This is a genomic window from Abyssogena phaseoliformis symbiont OG214 (genome assembly GCF_016592595.1).
Taxonomy (GTDB): Bacteria; Pseudomonadota; Gammaproteobacteria; order PS1; family Pseudothioglobaceae; genus Ruthia.
In genome coordinates, this window is record NZ_AP012977.1 from 1,046,233 (window position 1) to 1,061,136 (window position 14,904).

A 14,904-nucleotide genomic window follows, 5' to 3' on the forward strand; every position below is an offset into this window, starting at 1 on the left:
AAGTTTTATTTTCTCTGACAATTTTTAAAATGATTGTAAACTCGAAAACCACTGCGCTGGATTTTGTAAAATAGTTTTTTCCATTTTGAGCATTAATGCCTGTGCTAGTTGCTCTATTTTTTTGGCTACTTGTTGGACTCTGATTCAAACAAACCATTCACTAATTCAATATTAACCACGTATTCATTGTTATTTTTAACTGGTAATAAATAAATAAAATACAAGGGTTTTTTAGCTAATATAGACAAAGAGGCGGCAGTTTTAGGAATGGTGGTCTGAAAGCCTAAAAATGATACTTCTAACCCTTCGTTCTTTAAATCACTATGAATAAAAACGCTTTGTCCTTGATTAAGTACGTGCGCCAATTGAAAAAAAGTATTTTTAGACTTTTTAACATAAGGAATGTCCAGATATTGCAGAGTTCTCAACCCGAGTTGATGCAAGCTTGGTGCTTGATTTCCTGCACCTATCATCGTACAAACCTTAACACCGCTCTGTTTAAGTGCATAAGCCGTACCATCCAGTCTTACCCATATGTATTGATGCAAATACAGCGCCACTATCGGTCAATTGCCCCACGGGAATTGGGGAGTTGATTCTATAACTGTGTTTTTTAATATCAAGGATATTAATCATATTAGCAACAACATTAGCAATAGAGAGGCGCACCAAAGTGTTGATTTTTTGTTCTGAAAAATCATGGAAAATAATTTTCATATCTTCGCAAATACGCACTAATTTAGCACGTAATGAGAGCCAAACAAAAAGCTTAATAAATGTTAAGTGGATAAAACTAGGCGCATTTAGTAGCCACCATAAAAATGCCAATAAAATTCGTTGCACCATTTTAAAAATCCATATATTGCTTTAATAGCAATTGATTGTCTACTTTTAAATTACGTGTCAGCAGAAAATCAGCATGAAAAACATACTCATTAGGAATCATATATTTAGGCAATCTAGGCTCAAGATAAGCATTAACCACATCCACATTGCAATCACTTGTTTGTATAAAAGCAACTAGACGAATGATACGTCTATTGTATTCTGATGGTAAAGTTCTTACATTAAAAATATCGGTTAATTGCCCAATAACATGGTTTATTTCACCTAAATCAATACGATGTCCATTATATTTAATCATATCGTCTTGAACGGGGGTCCAGAAAAAAACAATTTGTTGTCTTTTTGATAAACCATGTCTCCAGTAGCATAGCAACGCACATCCTTCTTTATTAGTGGTAAAGCTATCATTATTAGCGTTCAAATACCCAATAGAAACACTCTGTCCACTAATCAATAATTCACCTGTGACATTTTTCTCAAAAATACCACTATTTTGAGTGTCAATATGGCAAGTGGTGTTGATATTGCCAATAGGGAATTGATTGTAAGTATTTAATATTTTTTGATTAATTTGAATACTACTCACCATAACAGTTACCTCTGTTGGTCCATAAGTATTAAATAATTGCAGATTAGTAAAATGGGAAAGTAATAAGCCAGCTAATTTAGTCGGTAACACTCCACCACACAAAATCATCAAAATTAAACAAGGAAAATTTTCACTATTAAACGCTTTATCAAAACCAAACGCAAAGGCAAAAGAAGGTGTTGAAACCCAGACATTACAGCGATATGCTAAAAATATAGTTTGAAATAACATGGTTTTGTTATCCATTAAAACCAAACTAGCGCTCAAACTTAGTGCATTAACCAGTTCAAATATAGATAAATCAAAACTCAACAACGCTTGATTCATAAACACTTGATTGGCAGACAAGGAAAAACTCAACTGTGACCACGCAATAAAATTGTTTAAATTTAAAGCACTAATTTGCACGCCTTTTGGTTCACCCGCACTACCAGAAGTGAAAATAATATAGGTCAAAGGGTCGTCTTGGTTTTTTTGGCTTAGTACATTCACCCTTGCCAAATAGTGTTATTGAACCAGATGCCACATTAACCAACAAGCCTTTTCCTAATTGTTGTTTTACTTTATCAATACGCTTTTTAGGATAGCTAATATCAATAGGAACAAAAGGGATTTTAAGTATTAAACAGGCAAGTATTAGTGCTATAAAATCAACCTCTTTATGCCCATATAAGATAATTGGCGCAGTCAGCCCATTAGTTTCTTGGTGTAATTTGTCAACTTGACAATCAACTTTTTTCTTTAATACAGACCAGCTAACATCTATATCTGACCCAGCAATAGCCAACTTATTACCGTCACTTTTCAAGTGATAAAAAAGATCGCTTGTCGAAACAAAAAAAACATTTAAATTATGGTTGTGATTTGTGTGATAAATATTGGTGTAATCTGTTAATACTGTCGAAATTTTGTTCAGTTACTTCATCCAAAGCAACCAATAAGCCTAATTTTTTGCTCTATTTCAAGTATTAACTCAACAATAATAATAGAATCAATCAGGCCTGACAAAATCAGCGCATCATCCCCATCTAGTTTTTTAAGAACTAATCCTTAGATGATGTTTGGAATAACCTCTTTCATAAGCTTATATTGGCACTTATCTTAGTTAAAACGTTTTGATCATTAACATAACACAGCCTAGGCGCATAACTCTCAAGTTCTTTTTCGGTGTACATGCCATACGCAGCAATAATTAACACATCACCCACATTCACTTTATGGGCAGCAGCGCCATTAACCGAAATAACGCCAGAATTGTCTTTGCCACGAATCGTGTAAGTTGTAAAGCGATTACCATTGTTAATATTGTAAATTTGAATTTGTTCAAATGCGCCAATATCTGCCGCATCTAATAGCACACCATCAATCTCACAAGAGCCCTCATAATCCAACTCAACCGCGGTTGTTGTTACCCTGTGCAATTTAGCACTCAAAAAAGTTCTTTGCATGAAAATGAACTAGCCTAAAAACTGAATCATGATACCTGCTGCAATTGCCGAACCAATCACACCAGCAACATTAGGACCCATTGCATGCATTAATAAAAAGTTATGTGGATTAGCCTCTAAACCCACTTTATTAGAAACACGGGCCGCCATAGGTACTGCAGAAACACCAGCAGAACCAATCAAAGGGTTGATTTTATTTTTACTAAATACATTCATAAATTTTGCCATTAATAACCCACAAGCCGTACCAATAGCAAAAGCTACCATGCCTAAAAGCAAAATACCCAAGGTGTCTAATTGTAAGAATTTATCCGCCATTAGTTTTGAACCCACTGCCAAGCCTAAGAAAATAGTCACAATATTAATCAAAGAATTTTGCGTTGTATCGCTCAAACGGTCAACCACGCCAGACTCTTTCATTAAATTACCAAAGGCAAACATACCCAGCAGTGGTGCTGCATCAGGTAATAATAAAGCCACTAACATTAACAACATGATGGGAAAAATAATCTTTTCGGCTTTCGACACTTTGCGTAATTGCACCATTTCAATTTGACGTTCTTTTTCAGTCGTTAGAGCGCGCATAATTGGCGGTTGAATAAGTGGCACTAACGCCATATAAGAATAAGAGGCAACTGCAATTGCACCTAACAAATCAGGCGCAAGTTTTGAAGCAACATAAATACTGGTTGGCCCATCAGCACCACCAATAATACCAATAGCAGCAGCATCAGTCAGACTAAAATCAAAAACCCCTAGCGCTGTTAAGCCGATAGCGCCTAATAAAGTCGCAAAAATACCAAATTGCGCTGCTGCACCGAGTAATAATGTCTTAGGGTTAGCTAATAACGGGCCAAAGTCAGTCAAGGCGCCTACACCCATGAAAATAATCAATGGAAATGCACCAGACTCAATACCTACTACATAGAATACGTGCAAAATACCGCTGCTTTCAGCAATGCCTGCACCTGGAATATTGGCCAAAATTGCACCAAAACCAATGGGTAGTAATAACAATGGCTCAAAATTTTTAATAATTGCTAAATATAGAAGTAGCATCCCAACTAATAGCATTAAGCCTTGCCCCCAAGACATCTGATAAAGGCCTGTGTTAATCCAAAGTGTGTTTAATTGTTCCATGTTAAGATTTACAAATTATGCGAGTGTTAATAAGGTTTGACCTACATCAACTGTATCGCCTTCCTTAATCTCGATGTTAGTCACAACACCACTTCTAGCGGCCTTAATTTCAGTTTCCATTTTCATAGCTTCAAGAATAACCAAAACATCGCCTTGATTAATTTTTTGATTCACCTCAACCATTACTTTCCAAATAGTCCCCGATAATGGCGCATCAATGGTCTCGGCTTCTGTTGTTGGTGCTGTGCTAAGTATTTCTTTTTCTGCTGGCGTTGATGCTTTTTCTTGATAAGAAGAGGCCTTCATTGAGGTAATATTACCCCCTGCTGAAACGTCAACAGTATAGGAATTACCTTTAAATGAAATGGTATAAGTCCCTTCTTCTTTGTCAGGCTTTTGGCAATTATCGCCTGCTTGTGGCACTGGCTCAAAGAAATCAGGATTGTCTCTATTTTGTAAAAACAAGATACCCACTTGCGGGAATAATGCGTAAGTTAATAAATCATCAACCTTGTCTTTAGACAAAGAAATTCCTTTCTCAGCAATGATTTTATCAAACTCTTGCTCAAGAATATGCATCTCTGGTGCAATGTTATCAGCAGGTCTGCAAGTAATCGGCTCACCACCATCCAAAACTTTAACTTGCAAGGCTTGGTCAACAGGTGCGGGTGTTGCACCATATTCACCTTTGAGCACACCAGCAGATTCTTTAGTAATCGTCTTATAGCGCTCCCCAGTGAGTACATTAAGTACAGATTGTGTACCTACAATTTGAGAAGTGGGAGTTACCAATGGGATATAGCCCAAATCCTTACGCACACGTGGAATTTCAGCCAATACTTCATCCATCTTATCAAGTGCGCCTTGTTCACGTAGTTGGCTTTCCATATTGGTTAGCATACCGCCTGGCACTTGGGATAATAAAATTCTTGAATCTACCCCTCTAAGTGAGCCTTCAAACTGTACATATTTACAACGCACTGGCCTAAAGTAAGCATCAATTTCTTCTAATTTTTTCAAATCTAGCCCTGTTTTTCTTGGGCTATTTTCTAAAATAGAAACCACAGAATTGGTCGCACTATGGCCATAAGTCATACTCATAGAACCAATGGCAGTATCAACACGATCAATGCCAGCTTCAACAGCTTTAACAATGGTAGCAGTAGACAATCCAGTTGTCGCATGAGCGTGTAATTGAATAGGAATATCAACAACTGCCTTTAATGCTTTAACCAAATCATAAGCCACATACGGTTGCAATAAACCCGCCATATCTTTAATACAAAGAGAATGTGCGCCCATGTCTTCAATTTCTCTAGCCATGTCTAGCCAAGTTTGAGTATTGTGCACTGGACTGACTGTATAAGAAATAGTGCCTTGAGCATGCATGCCTAATTTAACAGTTTGGTCTGTTGCCGTTTTCAGATTTCGGATATCATTCATCGCATCAAAAATCCGAAATACACTTACGCCATTTTCAACACTTTGGTCTACAAATTTACGCACCACGTCATCACTATAGTGGCGATAGCCTAATAAATTTTGACCCCTAAGTAACATTTGCTGAGGCGTATTAGGCATTACTTTTTTAATCTCTCGGATTCTATCCCAAGGATCTTCCCCTAAATAACGAATACACGAATCAAAAGTCGCCCCACCCCATGATTCCATTGACCAATAGCCAATTTTATCTAATTTGTCGGCAATCGGCAACATATCGTCAATACGCATGCGTGTTGCAAATAAGGATTGATGTGCATCTCTAAAAACAAGCTCGGTAATTTCTACCTTTTTACCTTGTGCACTATCAGGTTTTTTAGTTAGTTTTTTAAAAAAATTTAGCATGGTCCCTTATGCTCCCCTATGCATTTTGATTGCTTGTTCAATGACAAATTTAGTCTCCTCATCCATCTCGTCTTTAAGTTCAGAATTGTTATTAAAATCTTGCTGATCATGAACTTTACTTTGAAATTTTTGAATCATCATAGACATTAATTTAGTAACGCCAACCAACAAAGTTAAAAACAAGAATACGAACCCCATACCAAACAAGGTTAAATTAAGTGCTTGAGCTATAAAATCTGTTTGTTCCATATTATGATTTTTTTTATATTAATTTGGTACCGATGGACGGAATCGAACCGTCACTCCCGAAGGAACCGGATTTTGAATCCGGCGCGTCTACCAATTCCACCACATCGGCAATATTTTTATTTGTGTCTAAAAGTAATCCTTCCTTTGGTTAAATCATAAGGCGTCATCTCAACGGTTACTTTATCACCTGGAAGAATGCGAATATAGTGCTTGCGCATTTTGCCAGAAATATGTGCCAAAATACGATGACTATTTTCTAATTCAACCGTAAAAGTCGTATTCGGTAATTTTTCTTTAACAACGCCTTCTAACTCAATGTAATCGCTTTTTGACATAAATCGCTATAAATTTCCAATCTAAATAAATTCGCCTATTTTACCCGATTGTTAGAGGATAGTTAAAAAATCATAAATCCAAAATCTAGCTTCTATAGAAATTGGAAACGCGTCAATCTTAACTGAATCAGTTATAATAAGGGCACTTTTATTATAGATGTATTGCATTAATGAAAATCAGTTTTGAGTTTTTTCCACCTAGAACAAATCAAGGCAAAGAAAAACTAACCCGAGTTAGGCAAAGTTTAAGTATGATATCGCCTGAATATTTTTCAACCACTTTTGGCGCAGGTGGTACAACACAAGATGCAACCTTAGAGGCGGTGTTAGATATTCAAAAAAACGACAACATTCCAGCTGCGCCACATCTATCTTGTATTGGCTCAGAAAAGTCCAACATTATTGAATTATTAGATAAATACAAATCTGCAAATATCAATCGTATTATTGCGCTAAGAGGTGATATTCCTTCAGGTGTATGTGATATTGGCGATTTTCATTATGCCAATGAATTGGTTGAATTTATCCGATCTGAATATAATGACTACTTCCATATTCAGGTGGCAGCCTATCCTGAAATGCACCCGCAAGCCAAGAATATTACAAGTGATTTAGCACACTTTGTTAACAAGATTAAAGCAGGCGCTAATGGCGCAATTACACAATACTTCTATAATGCTGATGCCTATTTTAGGTTTAGAGATGATGTGCAAAAACTGGGTGTAGATATCCCAATCACACCGGGTATTATGTCAATTACCAACTACACTCAACTACTTAACTTTTCTAAAATGTGTGGCGCGCAAATTCCAAAATGGATTTTAGAGCGGCTCAAACTTTATGAAAATGACCTAGAATCACTTGGTAATTTTGGCTTTGATGTTGTCTCCAACTTATGCCAAACACTCAAAAGCCAAGGTGTGAGTAGTTTTCATTTTTATTCAATGAATCGTACAGAGCCTTCTCTTAAACTAGCAAAAAACATAATATAGCCTACACAACGCCAGCATTTTGCCCAATCTAATTTAGATTAGATTGGTTTTTAATCCAATACTGAAGTTTATGTAAAGGCTCTTTGTCTTGAGCATGGCAACACTGCTCAAGCACATTTAAACGATTGCCCAATTCTTCAAACACCATTTCATAATACTCATTCCGTAACTCTTCTTTATAAAGCTTGGATTTAAGCGAGGTGATGATGCTGATTAATTTTTGCTCATTTTCTTGTTTAACAGTATCAGCCGCACCAGCTTTAAACATGGCATTAGCTTTGATTTGTTGCATTTTTTGTATGTGTTTATCTTGCTCTGAATGTAAACTTATTTTAGGATAAGCCAGTCTAATGCTATCCGTTGTTACGTAGCCCTCATGGGTTTGCAGCTTGCCCGAATTGATTTGTGCTTGAATTTGAGTGCGACTCACCCCAAGTTTACGTGCTGCTTGTGAAACGCTTAATTTAATCACATCATCCTCCAAAAGCCATCAAAGATAGCTGATAAATTAACTAGGTTTTACTGGTTTGTCAAGTGTATTAAGATTTGTTAAAACTGAAATAATACCATTATCATTAGTATTCGGCGTGACCAATACTTTATCAAACCCGATTGAATTAACATAAGTTTTTATTCTGTCACTTAAAACCACTAATAAATATTTTTTAAGCTTACTAATATCAAGAATTTGGCTGGATATTTCTACTAGTGATTTCATGCTGTCTATGCTGGTAATGCTAATAATACCTTCATTGCTTGATAACAGTTCATCAAGTGATTGACGATGTAGAGCGTTAATATCATGACTCACACGCTCATACACTTCAACGTATTCAACTTGATTATCTTGCTTAATTAGGCCTTGCTTTAAGGTTTCTCTACCGCCTCTACCTCTAAAAATTAAAATCGTTTTATGATGCAAGTACTTCACACTATCAAGCGCTAAAAGCGCTTCACTGGAAGTGTTTTCTCTAGGAAAGTCGTCAATCTTTGTGTCATTCTCGCTTAGTTTTCTGGCGGTAGCACTACCCACTGCAAAAATCTGATGATAACTCATTATTTTAAGAATTTTTAAGCCGTGTTCAACAGCATTGGCACTAATAAAAATAACCACATCATAATGACTTTTTTCTGCCTTGGCATCAATAGGATTAAGCCTTAACGTTGGAAACAAAAGTGGCTTATTGCCACTTTTAAGCACCATAGATTGTAGTTCTTTTACTTGTAAAAGTGGTCTAGTTAGTAATACATTCACCAACTAAAATCCTAGTATTTCGGCAATAATTCGTATTTTATTCAACGTTTCACTTTCTGCATGCTTGCAAATAAGTACAGTTTTTGTGTTAATAAGCGATATGTCTTGTAAAAAATCCCGAATTTGCTTTTCATCCCAAACATTAGAAGTGTAAAGAATGGGCAATTGATTAAAATACAAATGCTTGTTTGCTATTAACTTAGTATTTAAATCAAATTTAAATTTTTTGTCAGATTGGAAGCACAATTGATAGCCATTTAATACCGCCATTATTTCAGCATTTAGCTGCTCATCAAGTTCACAAAATAAGATAAATTGAGATTGATATTGGTGGATTGGTTTAAGTTTTGATGCAAGTTGAGTTGCATCTAATAATTGAGTCTGATCAATAGATATAACCAATTCAAACACCTCATCAGAGTCTTCTAATTCTGTAAATATTTGCTCAAGATCTTCTTCAGTGTCAATTTTTAAAGCCAAGGCTTTGAATAAGGTTGAGTAATAATCAAAACGCCATTCATTAGGCAAATCATCAGGGTAAAAATCGTCAAGTAAATCTAAGCCACTGCGGCCAATTAAAAATTCTGTTTTGTTCATTTGGTTTTATATGTCTTTATAATAAGTGAAAGTTTTATACAAAGATCTCTTTATTAATTATGCCGGATATTCTACTACCAATTATTGCCTTATTATCAGGTTTTGTACTTTTAATTTGGAGTGCGGATGAATTTACTGAAAATGGGGCAAAAATTGCCAATATCTTTAAAGTATCGCCACTCATTATTGGATTAATTATCTTTGGATTTGGCACCAGCGTACCTGAAATGTTAGTATCAGCACTTGCTGCCATGGAGGGCAATACAGGACTTAGTATTGGTAATGCGATTGGTTCTAATATTTTTAATATTGCGCTTGTATTAGGCATTAGTGCAATTATTGCTCCAATTGAAGTGCAAGGGGATATTTTTAAAAAAGAATGGCTGTTTTTAATGATTGCCACACTTTATGCAGGGCTACTGTTGTGGGATTATCGTCTTGATTTTACAGACGGCATGGTTTTATTATCTTTACTGATTTTATTTTTTGCTTATACCTTTAAGCAAGCAAAAAATAAAACGCATCATGAATTTGACAAACTTGAACATAATGTGAGCAAAGCTCAGGTTAAAAAAACTTGGGTAATGTTGATTGTGGGTTTGGTGGTTTTAGTCTCTAGTGCAAAACTTGTGGTTTGGGGTGGTGTGGAAGTGGCCAAAGTATTTGGTGTTTCAGATTTAATTATTGGGCTTAGCGTAGTAGCACTAGGTACCAGTCTACCAGAATTGGCAGTATCAATCGCAAGCGTTCTGAAGAAGCAACATGCAATGGTGGTAGGTAATATAATTGGCTCTAATCTATTTAACACTATTGCCGTATTGGCCATACCAGGATTAATCCACCCATCAGATGTGCCAGTAGAGGTTATTAGTAGAGACTACCCAGTCATGTTATTATTGACTATTTTACTGTTTGTTGTCTCTTATAAATTTAACAAAAAATACATTATTAATCGTTTTGAAGGGTTTGTGCTTATTGGGGTATTTGGTCTTTATATGTGGCAATTATTTTGAAATTAACCCTTCACAGCGAGTCTGAGACTTATGATTTTGCGCATCAATTAGCTCAGTGTACTCAGTTGATTGATAACTCTATTATTATTTATTTAGAGGGTGATTTAGGCGTTGGAAAAACCACATTAGCTAGAGGGTTTATTCAATTTTATGGATTTGATCGAGTTAAAAGCCCTACCTACTCTCTAGTAGAAAGCTATGTTAATGATAAGGTCAATATCCACCACTTTGACTGTTATCGATTAAGCGATGCACAAGAGTTAGAATATATTGGTATTCGCGAATATTTAGCACCCGGTCATATTCAACTGATTGAGTGGGCAGACCTAGGTAAAGGCATGATTTCGCCAGCAGACATGGTGATTAAAATTACTGATGATTTTGATAAGCGTGAACTAGAAATTATCACACATACACAAATTGGAAGTCAGCTACTCACATGTATCAATTTATAAAAAATATCAAATACAACTTCTTTCAATTCAATAAACAAACAAAGCCTTCTTTGTTTATTGGAAAGATGCATTTATTCGTCTTATTCTCTTTATTATTAGGCAATGTTTATGCAGACAATAAAACCACGCTGTTTGACTTTCGTTTTTGGACATCGCCTGAGCGAACTAGAATTGTCATTGACATTGAACCAAACGTCAGGTTCTCGATTAATGATCAAAAAAATCAAGTTGTTTTAAAAATTAAGAATGCAAAACTACTTAGTCGAACTTACAAAAAGCTTTTTTATCAAGATCAACGCATTAAAAAAACACGCATTAAGCGTGATAAAAATACATTGATATTTACGTTTAAAACCACTAAGAATTATCATGTTAAAAGTTATACCCTAAAACCAAATAATCGCTATCGACACCATCGCCTGGTTGTGGATTTAACAGATAAAAAATCCGCAACGATTAAATCACGCGCAAAGCTCAATAAACAGGCAATCAAACAACCAAATAAGGCTAAAAATAAAACCAAAATCGTTTTAATTGACGCAGGTCATGGTGGCGAAGACTCAGGTGCGGTGGGTTATCAGCTCTCAAAAGAAAAACACATTACCTTGAAAATTGCTAAAAAATTAGCAAAAAAAATCAATCGAACCCGAGGCATGAAAGCCATCCTTACTAGACAAGGGGATTACTATGTCGGTTTGACTAAGCGTATTCGTATCGCCCAAGCCAATTATGCTTCGTTATTTATTTCAATTCATGCTGATTCAGTCAAACGTACAGGCGCTAGAGGCGCTTCAGTTTATACCTTGTCAGAACGTGGCGGTTCAACCAAATTTGCTAGAGATTTAGAAAAATCACAAAACACAGTTGACCAATTTGGCATTAAGGAGGCGTTAATTAAAGAAGATCAATACTTGAATAAAATTTTATGGGATTTTTCTAGAAAAGACCGAGACATTCAAAGCCAAAAACTAGGGTCAAAAATTCTCAAACGAATGGGTAGAATTGGTTATTTGCATAAAAAAACACCACAAAAGGCAAACTTTGTTGTCTTAAAAACACCTTCTATTCCTTCTATACTAGTTGAAACTGCGTTTATTTCTAGCCCTGAGGAGGAAAAACGACTTAACAATTCAAAAGAACAGAATAAGATTGCCAATGCAATTTATCAAGGAATTTTAGATTATTACAAATAGTCCAAGTGGGTTATTTTTTATCTGATTTATCAGGCGCGTGTTCCTCTTTTGGTGGCTCGTAGTTTGGGTCATTTGGGTTCATAAATACAAAGTGATAATCGCTGTCTTTGTCTATTTGGTCAAAATCCACTACCATGCCTTTAAGTAGTGCTTTTTGCTCATAAGCAAGAACGTACTCAACACCATTAGATTCAAGATGGATATCACTATCATTGCGATCATCAAAACCCATTAAATACTGAAAGCCATTGTCAGTTTTATCAACAGCAAAGCGAATGAACAGCCCCTGTGTTTCTGGATTATGGGTTGATAAAATAATTTCATCTGCTGCTTTTTTTGTAATTGTAATCATAATTTTTGATTTTTAATCTTACTTATAAAGTTAACAAATTGCACAACCCACGCATTGCCTGCCACGTTGCGCAAGTGTGTATACGAAGCTAAAAGGTTGTGCTTAATAATGCCATCGAACTTATTATCCACACCCACACCACGCAAAACCTTAAAAGCATAACGTGTATTGGAGTTAAGATTTTTAAGCTTTGAATAGTGAAACTCGTGTGCATAAATACGCTTAGACACGCCAGACCAACAATGCTCATCGGTTGGTTCCAACTCAACATAGCCCCTACCAATAGGTTTCGGTGTCATATGCGTATCTGCATCAATCACACCTACCATTGGATAGGTTTGTTTATTATAGGTAATACTGTTGGTTAAATACATCAAGCCACCACATTCCACGTACGTTGGCAGACCTTGTTCTATTTTAGTTTTAATATCTTCTAATAAGCGTTGATTGGCATTTAACGCCTTAAGTTGCATTTCTGGAAACCCGCCGCCGATAAACAACCCATCGCATACTGGTAAATTATTTTCTTTAAGTGTGTCAAAATATTTTATGTTAACACTTAATGATTCAAATTTATCCAAATCATCTTGGTAATAAAAACCAAATGCACTATCTTTAGCAATAGCAACCGTGGTTTTTTCCTTAATTATACCAGTGTTAATAATTTGCTTATTAGGTTTAATACAAGTCAGATTCATTAATGCATTAAGGTCAACTTGATCGGCAATAATATTGGCAATTTTGTTGATAAAAGTTTGCGATTGTGGCGTTTCATTGGCAGGCATTAAACCCAGATGACGCTCATCAATCACCAATGCTTTAGAGCGACGCACACAGCCTAATACAGGAATATCAGTATAATGTTCAATCGCTTGAATTAATTTTGACTGATGGCGCTCACTGGCTACTTTATTAAGGATAACGCCAGCAATATCTATATTTTTATCAAACACCTGATAGCCACTAAGTAGTGGTGCAACACCACGAGTAATGCCTGTGCTGTCAATTACTAATACTACAGGGATGTTTAACAATTTAGCAAGATCAGCATTGGCATCACCACCAGTAACACTCATGCCATCAAACAAACCTTTATTGCCTTCAATAATAGTAAGGTCACTATTGACACTTTGATTGTTATACAATTGGATGATTTCATCATCAGTCATGTTGTAAAAATCTAGGTTATAACAAGGGTTGCCACTGGCTTGAGCAAGCCAAATAGGGTCAATATAATCAGGCCCTTTTTTAAAGGCTTGAACTTTTAAAGACTGTTGTTTAAACGCAGCGCATAACCCCAAACTAACAACAGTTTTGCCTGAAGATTTATGAGCAGCAGATAGGTAAAATGATGAAGGCGTTATCTGCCTCATTATAAATTAAAATTAGCTTTTATGGTGTGGACCAGTCACATCATCTGCCAAACTTTCTGGCAAGAATGCTAAGAATTTAACCAAGAATGTCACCGCAATGATTGCCAAAGCAACGCCACCAATACCAAGAGAAATCTCTGGCAGTGAAGCTGAATACTGAGCAACACCGCCATAACCTTCTAAAATTTCCTTACCTGGGAATAATTCCATTGGATAAGCCTGACCACCGATGATGATAACGTACAATTGAATAAGTCCACCAATAATAATCAACACAGAAGCCAGACCTAACATTGAGCGATTGCCCTTAGTCACAGGATGATAAATCAATGCCATTGGAATAAGCCCACCTAAAATAATTTGCCCATACCAAAATAATTTTGTATAAATACCGCCATCAAAAAGAATGAAGTTTTCAACGCCAGTGTTTTCCGCTAAGTACAAATTACCCAAATGATGCACAGCCACAAAATACATAACCGCCGCTACAAACACACCCAAAAGGCTACTCAAACGATTAACCATAGCATCCCCTAAAGGCCTGTTAGTCCACTGATAACTTGCCATTAAAATGAGTATAAAAAATGCCAAACCAAACGCAAAGGACATAATGATAAACATCGGTGCCATAATAACGGCGTCATAAGCCTGTCTAACGACTAAAAATCCAAAAATAGAACCAGTACCTGTGGTTAAAATTAAACGCCAACCAAAAGCAACCAAACCAGCTTTACGGCTAAATTTATTCATACGACGTTCAAACATCATCCACAAATAAACAGCGACCACGACAAAAAAACCATTATATAAAATAATATTCCAAGCAAAGATTGATTTAAAATTATATTCAGTCATGGCAACAATCAAACGATCTGGGCGACCTAAATCAAGTACCAATACCATTAAACCGCCGGCCAATAATGACAACGCAACCAAACCAGATAAGCGTGATAAAGGCTTATATAGTTTTTTATTAAACACAGAAGAAATTGAAGCCACGTTTAGCGCACCACTCGCCGCCACTATCAAAAACAAAGCAAACACATGTGGCATACCCCACACAATACGATTACTCATACCAGTCACAAAATGACCATGATGTTCCATATAGTACACACTACCTAGTGCAGCCAAAACTAAAATTCCCAGCCCTGCAACCAATATATAAAACCCTAGGCTTTTTCCTTCAATTTGTTCAAAACGAATATTGCTCATAAAATTC

At 36.0% G+C, this 14,904-nt stretch carries 19 protein-coding genes and 1 tRNA gene; 4 read left to right on the forward strand and 16 right to left on the reverse strand.

Features of this window, described 5'->3' with window-relative positions:
• Nucleotides 1-125 precede the first annotated feature (125 nt).
• The 10 genes from CVPH_RS06625 to infA form a co-directional block, all read right to left on the reverse strand.
• Complete coding sequence (locus CVPH_RS06625) at nucleotides 126-548, reverse strand: hypothetical protein (RefSeq protein ID WP_201340923.1); 423 nt, start codon at nucleotides 546-548, stop codon at nucleotides 126-128.
• A complete protein-coding gene (locus CVPH_RS06630; protein ID WP_201340924.1) occupies nucleotides 499-846 on the reverse strand; it encodes a hypothetical protein in 348 nt (115 codons plus the stop codon). Before CVPH_RS06630 ends, CVPH_RS06625 begins: the two co-directional genes overlap by 50 nt.
• A 1-nt stretch (nucleotide 847) precedes the next feature.
• Nucleotides 848-1,891: an AMP-binding protein gene (locus CVPH_RS06635; RefSeq protein ID WP_201340925.1), complete on the reverse strand. Its 1,044-nt coding sequence runs from the start codon at nucleotides 1,889-1,891 to the stop codon at nucleotides 848-850.
• Nucleotides 1,863-2,243 carry a hypothetical protein gene (locus CVPH_RS06640; protein ID WP_201340926.1) on the reverse strand — a complete coding sequence of 127 codons (381 nt, stop codon included), beginning with the start codon at nucleotides 2,241-2,243 and terminating at the stop codon, nucleotides 1,863-1,865. The genes CVPH_RS06635 and CVPH_RS06640 overlap by 29 nt, the downstream gene beginning before the upstream one ends.
• Nucleotides 2,244-2,511: 268 nt before the next feature.
• Nucleotides 2,512-2,883 carry an aspartate 1-decarboxylase gene (panD, locus tag CVPH_RS06645; protein ID WP_201340927.1) on the reverse strand — a complete coding sequence of 124 codons (372 nt, stop codon included), beginning with the start codon at nucleotides 2,881-2,883 and terminating at the stop codon, nucleotides 2,512-2,514.
• Nucleotides 2,884-2,892: 9 nt separating this feature from the next.
• Entirely contained in the window at nucleotides 2,893-4,023 is a 1,131-nt protein-coding gene (locus CVPH_RS06650) for a sodium ion-translocating decarboxylase subunit beta (protein ID WP_201340928.1), read from the reverse strand.
• A 15-nt stretch (nucleotides 4,024-4,038) separates the two neighbouring features.
• Nucleotides 4,039-5,868: a sodium-extruding oxaloacetate decarboxylase subunit alpha gene (oadA, locus tag CVPH_RS06655; RefSeq protein WP_201340929.1), complete on the reverse strand. Its 1,830-nt coding sequence runs from the start codon at nucleotides 5,866-5,868 to the stop codon at nucleotides 4,039-4,041.
• 6 nt (nucleotides 5,869-5,874) lie between these two features.
• A complete protein-coding gene (locus tag CVPH_RS06660; protein WP_201340930.1) occupies nucleotides 5,875-6,117 on the reverse strand; it encodes an OadG family protein in 243 nt (80 codons plus the stop codon).
• Between the two features lie 24 nt (nucleotides 6,118-6,141).
• Nucleotides 6,142-6,226 (reverse strand) — tRNA-Leu (locus CVPH_RS06665).
• 7 nt (nucleotides 6,227-6,233) lie between these two features.
• On the reverse strand, nucleotides 6,234-6,452 hold the full coding sequence (gene infA / locus CVPH_RS06670; protein ID WP_201340931.1) for a translation initiation factor IF-1: 219 nt from the start codon (nucleotides 6,450-6,452) through the stop codon (nucleotides 6,234-6,236).
• Nucleotides 6,453-6,622: 170 nt separating this feature from the next.
• On the opposite strand from infA, the gene metF reads away from it, so the two are divergent.
• On the forward strand, nucleotides 6,623-7,444 hold the full coding sequence (gene metF, locus CVPH_RS06675; RefSeq protein WP_201340932.1) for a methylenetetrahydrofolate reductase [NAD(P)H]: 822 nt from the start codon (nucleotides 6,623-6,625) through the stop codon (nucleotides 7,442-7,444).
• Between the two features lie 28 nt (nucleotides 7,445-7,472).
• Here the strand turns inward: metF and CVPH_RS06680 are convergent, their stop codons facing one another.
• Genes CVPH_RS06680 through CVPH_RS06690 form a run of 3 tightly spaced genes read right to left on the reverse strand, consistent with a single transcriptional unit; the run spans nucleotide 7,473 to nucleotide 9,296 of the window.
• Complete coding sequence (locus tag CVPH_RS06680; RefSeq protein ID WP_201340933.1) at nucleotides 7,473-7,916, reverse strand: hypothetical protein; 444 nt, start codon at nucleotides 7,914-7,916, stop codon at nucleotides 7,473-7,475.
• A gap of 36 nt (nucleotides 7,917-7,952) precedes the next feature.
• A complete protein-coding gene (locus CVPH_RS06685) occupies nucleotides 7,953-8,699 on the reverse strand; it encodes a uroporphyrinogen-III synthase (RefSeq protein ID WP_201340934.1) in 747 nt (248 codons plus the stop codon).
• Nucleotides 8,700-8,702: 3 nt separating this feature from the next.
• Complete coding sequence (locus CVPH_RS06690; RefSeq protein ID WP_201340935.1) at nucleotides 8,703-9,296, reverse strand: hypothetical protein; 594 nt, start codon at nucleotides 9,294-9,296, stop codon at nucleotides 8,703-8,705.
• 59 nt (nucleotides 9,297-9,355) lie between these two features.
• On the opposite strand from CVPH_RS06690, the gene CVPH_RS06695 reads away from it, so the two are divergent.
• The 3 genes from CVPH_RS06695 (at nucleotide 9,356) to CVPH_RS06705 (ending at nucleotide 11,957) form a co-directional block, all read left to right on the forward strand.
• The gene (locus CVPH_RS06695) at nucleotides 9,356-10,309 is read left to right on the forward strand and encodes a calcium/sodium antiporter (protein ID WP_201340936.1); all 954 of its coding nucleotides are present in this window, start codon (nucleotides 9,356-9,358) and stop codon (nucleotides 10,307-10,309) included.
• Nucleotides 10,294-10,764 carry a tRNA (adenosine(37)-N6)-threonylcarbamoyltransferase complex ATPase subunit type 1 TsaE gene (tsaE, locus tag CVPH_RS06700; RefSeq protein ID WP_201340937.1) on the forward strand — a complete coding sequence of 157 codons (471 nt, stop codon included), beginning with the start codon at nucleotides 10,294-10,296 and terminating at the stop codon, nucleotides 10,762-10,764. The genes CVPH_RS06695 and tsaE overlap by 16 nt, the downstream gene beginning before the upstream one ends.
• 65 nt (nucleotides 10,765-10,829) lie before the next feature.
• Nucleotides 10,830-11,957 carry an N-acetylmuramoyl-L-alanine amidase gene (locus tag CVPH_RS06705; RefSeq protein WP_201340938.1) on the forward strand — a complete coding sequence of 376 codons (1,128 nt, stop codon included), beginning with the start codon at nucleotides 10,830-10,832 and terminating at the stop codon, nucleotides 11,955-11,957.
• 10 nt (nucleotides 11,958-11,967) lie between these two features.
• On the opposite strand, the gene CVPH_RS06710 is transcribed toward CVPH_RS06705, so the two are convergent.
• The 3 genes from CVPH_RS06710 to nrfD are packed head-to-tail and all read right to left on the reverse strand — an operon-like array spanning nucleotide 11,968 to nucleotide 14,897.
• Nucleotides 11,968-12,309: a HesB/IscA family protein gene (locus CVPH_RS06710; protein WP_201340939.1), complete on the reverse strand. Its 342-nt coding sequence runs from the start codon at nucleotides 12,307-12,309 to the stop codon at nucleotides 11,968-11,970.
• A complete protein-coding gene (locus CVPH_RS06715; RefSeq protein WP_201340940.1) occupies nucleotides 12,306-13,682 on the reverse strand; it encodes a cobyrinic acid a,c-diamide synthase CobB in 1,377 nt (458 codons plus the stop codon). Before CVPH_RS06715 ends, CVPH_RS06710 begins: the two co-directional genes overlap by 4 nt.
• A gap of 12 nt (nucleotides 13,683-13,694) precedes the next feature.
• Complete coding sequence (gene nrfD, locus CVPH_RS06720; protein WP_201340941.1) at nucleotides 13,695-14,897, reverse strand: NrfD/PsrC family molybdoenzyme membrane anchor subunit; 1,203 nt, start codon at nucleotides 14,895-14,897, stop codon at nucleotides 13,695-13,697.
• Between the last annotated feature and the right edge of the window lie 7 nt (nucleotides 14,898-14,904).

Excerpts from the sequence above, each read along its gene's own strand:
- CVPH_RS06630 (WP_201340924.1), bottom strand. The coding sequence starts at position 846 with ATGGTGCAACGAATTTTATTGGCATTTTTATGGTGGCTACTAAATGCG.
- panD (WP_201340927.1), bottom strand. The coding sequence starts at position 2,883 with ATGCAAAGAACTTTTTTGAGTGCTAAATTGCACAGGGTAACAACAACC.
- CVPH_RS06650 (WP_201340928.1), bottom strand. The coding sequence starts at position 4,023 with ATGGAACAATTAAACACACTTTGGATTAACACAGGCCTTTATCAGATG.
- oadA (WP_201340929.1), bottom strand. The coding sequence starts at position 5,868 with ATGCTAAATTTTTTTAAAAAACTAACTAAAAAACCTGATAGTGCACAA.
- CVPH_RS06660 (WP_201340930.1), bottom strand. The coding sequence starts at position 6,117 with ATGGAACAAACAGATTTTATAGCTCAAGCACTTAATTTAACCTTGTTT.
- infA (WP_201340931.1), bottom strand. The coding sequence starts at position 6,452 with ATGTCAAAAAGCGATTACATTGAGTTAGAAGGCGTTGTTAAAGAAAAA.
- metF (WP_201340932.1), top strand. The coding sequence starts at position 6,623 with ATGAAAATCAGTTTTGAGTTTTTTCCACCTAGAACAAATCAAGGCAAA.
- CVPH_RS06690 (WP_201340935.1), bottom strand. The coding sequence starts at position 9,296 with ATGAACAAAACAGAATTTTTAATTGGCCGCAGTGGCTTAGATTTACTT.
- CVPH_RS06695 (WP_201340936.1), top strand. The coding sequence starts at position 9,356 with ATGCCGGATATTCTACTACCAATTATTGCCTTATTATCAGGTTTTGTA.
- CVPH_RS06705 (WP_201340938.1), top strand. The coding sequence starts at position 10,830 with ATGCATTTATTCGTCTTATTCTCTTTATTATTAGGCAATGTTTATGCA.
- CVPH_RS06710 (WP_201340939.1), bottom strand. The coding sequence starts at position 12,309 with ATGATTACAATTACAAAAAAAGCAGCAGATGAAATTATTTTATCAACC.
- CVPH_RS06715 (WP_201340940.1), bottom strand. The coding sequence starts at position 13,682 with ATGAGGCAGATAACGCCTTCATCATTTTACCTATCTGCTGCTCATAAA.
- nrfD (WP_201340941.1), bottom strand. The coding sequence starts at position 14,897 with ATGAGCAATATTCGTTTTGAACAAATTGAAGGAAAAAGCCTAGGGTTT.